2 protein-coding genes and 1 pseudogene are annotated in these 2,791 nt (G+C 58.0%); 1 reads left to right on the top strand and 2 read right to left on the bottom strand.

Annotated elements, in window-relative coordinates; genetic code table 11:
- Positions 1–337, bottom strand: a pseudogene (locus tag ACN4F8_RS17080) (protein-serine/threonine phosphatase); the annotation flags it as partial.
- A 519-nt stretch (positions 338–856) separates the two neighbouring features.
- Entirely contained in the window at positions 857–1,468 is a 612-nt protein-coding gene (trhA, locus tag ACN4F8_RS17075) for a PAQR family membrane homeostasis protein TrhA (RefSeq protein ID WP_419474663.1), read from the bottom strand.
- Positions 1,469–1,754: 286 nt separating this feature from the next.
- Here trhA and ACN4F8_RS17070 point away from each other — a divergent pair, with 286 nt between their 5' ends.
- Complete coding sequence (locus ACN4F8_RS17070; RefSeq protein ID WP_419474662.1) at positions 1,755–2,249, top strand: protein tyrosine phosphatase; 495 nt, start codon at positions 1,755–1,757, stop codon at positions 2,247–2,249.
- Positions 2,250–2,791: the final 542 nt, after the last annotated feature.

Below are 2,791 nucleotides of genomic sequence, written 5' to 3'. Positions count from 1 at the left end.
TGCACTGCCGCACCGTCAGCGCATCGATATCCAGGGCCTCGTCGACGATCAACGGCTCCTTGTCCATGAACGCGATACAGCTCTTTCTACCGTACAGTTCTTGCCGGAACTGCTTGCTCATCTGTGACAAGAAGATACTGCGATTGATGAGGCCGATCGGCTGATTGCCTTCCACGACGGGGAGGCTCACGAGGTCGCGGTGGCGGTTGAATACCTCCATCACTTTGTCGTTTGTCTGATCAGTGGTCATGCACGGCACTTCGATGCACAGATCGGCCGCGCTGGGCTGGCGGAATCGGGGCCGGAAATCGCGTAGGTATTCGGTGGTTTCGGGCATGAGGCGTGGCAAAAGCCGGAGGGCGTTGTGTCTAAATGTTACGACTGCCATATTGCGGTTTCGTGACGCAGTCGTTGTTTAGCGAGCGTTCTGAAATAAATTTCACCGGAATGGTCTCAGGCTAAGCATCGGAGTGCGCCCAGGAGTGATCTGCGCGACCTTGCGCACATGTGAATACGTTGGTGCCCGGTCCGCAGTGGCTTGGACGGTTTACCGAATGAACCGATGACCTAGGCTGCCGAGTGACTTGGGCGCTTCACACTTTCGGAATGTCTGCAGCGCGGACTCGGGCGCCGAACGAAGTGCCGTCAATTGCTGTGCCGCGAGATGGCAGACAAGGATTCCAAGACTTGGTCCAGCGTGGGCTGGTTGGCGGCGAGGCGTGAGGCGTGAGGCGTCCGTCAAGGCTACAAAGAAGGCGCGGGCCAAGATGCTGCGTGATCACACGTTGCTCTCAACTGCTCACAGACACCTCGAATCGAGCGCAGTTGTGGTGTTGCTGAACATCAACCTCCCAGGTCACATAACGACTCTGACAACCGCTGCATAGTGGCTCGCCGTTCCACCCAGTACAAACAAGTGCCAAACTCCATGTGCATGGCGGTAGCCAGCGCGATTGACGTAGAAGATCGTGCCAGCTGTGTAGAGGGCTGCCCCGGTGAGCAACCACTGTAGCCCTCTCGCGTCGATCTGGGCAAGCAGCGGTATGGCAGCAACCACCATGACCCAGCCCATTCCAACGTAGAGCGCCAGGGGCGGTTTTTGGGAGGCGACACCAAGTTCGCGCGCTATTCCCAGCAAGGCGATGCTCCACACTGCCACCAGGAGGGCCCAGCCCCAGGCACCCTGCACCGCAACCAATGCAAAGGGCGTGTAGCTGCCAGCAATGAGCAAGTAGATTGCGCAGTGGTCGGCACGTTGCCACCACAGCTTCGCTTGCCCATGCGAGCCATGGAAGAAGGTGGATGCGGCATACAGTGCAACGCAGGACAGCGCAAAAACCAGCCCCCCAACGATCTTTCCCACGTTGCCAGTGGGCAGGCTGGCCGTGAGCATGAGTGGAACGCCTAAAACAGCCAATGCAAACCCAAACAAGTGGGTGCAGGTGTTGAAGCGTTCGCCAGGGTGCATCCGGATGAAGTGCTTGATTGGCTCCAGTGAATCAGTTGAGCGTGACGTGGGCATGAAAAAGAGGGGCATCTCTTCATCTTGTCCAATGTATAGCTGCGGGTCCACGAGGCATCCGTCAGACAAGATTGGCACCGTACCCGGCTGAATAGACTGATCGGGTATGGCTATTGCTTGTCACTGGCAACGCAGATTTCTGTGTTGTGCAAAACTGGATGCTAAGTACCAGAGTCCAATTTTTTGCGACCCGGAAACGCCGCTTGTGGCGTTTCAAAAATGAAGTCTACCTATGCGCAAGGTTGCCAATGTCCTTTTTGTCTCGGTGGAGAACGCGCTGCGCAGTCAGCTTGCGGAGGCCTGTCTTCGGCATGTGGCCAAAGGGCGCCTGAACGCGTTTTCCTGTGGCGTCCCGGGACGGCTGGCGCACGCGGTCAGCCCTATCGCGCTGGAGGTGCTGCATCGCGCCGGGATGCCCATTGCCCACCTGAAACCCAAGAATTGGGACCTTTTCAAGGCGGCAGGCTCTCCCCGAATGGATTACGTCATTTCTCTGGACGAGCAAACGGCAAGCGAGCACCCGGCCTGGCCGTCTCAGCCGGAATTGGCACTGTGGAGCTACCCACCGCTACTTTGGACCCTGACACCCGTGCCTGATCGAGAGCGGAAAGCAGAACAGGTTCTGCTTTCGCTGCAGCGCAGAATTGAGTTCCTGGTCAGCTTGCAAGCGAAAGTTGCACATCGGAGCGAACTCCGAGGTGATTTGCGCGACCTTGCACACATCTGAGTCGGGGTGCTCATCCAAAGCCTCGCAATAGGCTCGCCAGTGGCCTGCTGAGCGGTCTCTATAATTTCCGCACCATGCTACGGCGCTTCATCGCGGTTTTGATTCTCCACTTTCTTTTGTGTGTGGGGTTTTCTGCCGCCGGTTTGAACCCGCCCGTCTCTGTTCCGCAGGGGCCCGAGATAGTGGAGCGCAGTACGCCCAGTAGCCCAGGAACACCCCTCGCCTTTTCTGACGCGGACGACCACGCCTTGATGGACGACAAGGGCGATCTCCCGGATCAGCTGGAGCCGCAACGGCGAGCCAGTTCAGGCGGCACCAACACGAAAGATGTGGCTTCGACAGGTGTCGCCCCAGTCCTGTCTGCTGTCGTCGATCCACCCCATAGGCCGCCCAGGCTAGCAGGCTCCTTCGCCTGATTCTTTGCACCGCGCAGTTTGCGCGCAGGTGTTGACGCCGACCGAAAACTGAGCCACTTTTTGGTGTGATGCCGACCTAAAACTGAGCCAGGTGTTTTACCTACCCTGCTGTTTTGTGCAGCAAGG

Origin of the sequence: Hydrogenophaga sp., assembly GCF_048549895.1 — a bacterium.
Lineage (GTDB): Bacteria > Pseudomonadota > Gammaproteobacteria > Burkholderiales > Burkholderiaceae_C > Hydrogenophaga.
The sequence above is the reverse complement of the archived record's forward strand: the minus strand, read 5'-3'. Positions and strand labels throughout refer to the sequence as shown.

Coding starts and splice junctions, on each gene's coding strand:
- trhA (WP_419474663.1), bottom strand. CDS start 1,468: ATGCACCCTGGCGAACGCTTCAACACCTGCACCCACTTGTTTGGGTTT.
- ACN4F8_RS17070 (WP_419474662.1), top strand. CDS start 1,755: ATGCGCAAGGTTGCCAATGTCCTTTTTGTCTCGGTGGAGAACGCGCTG.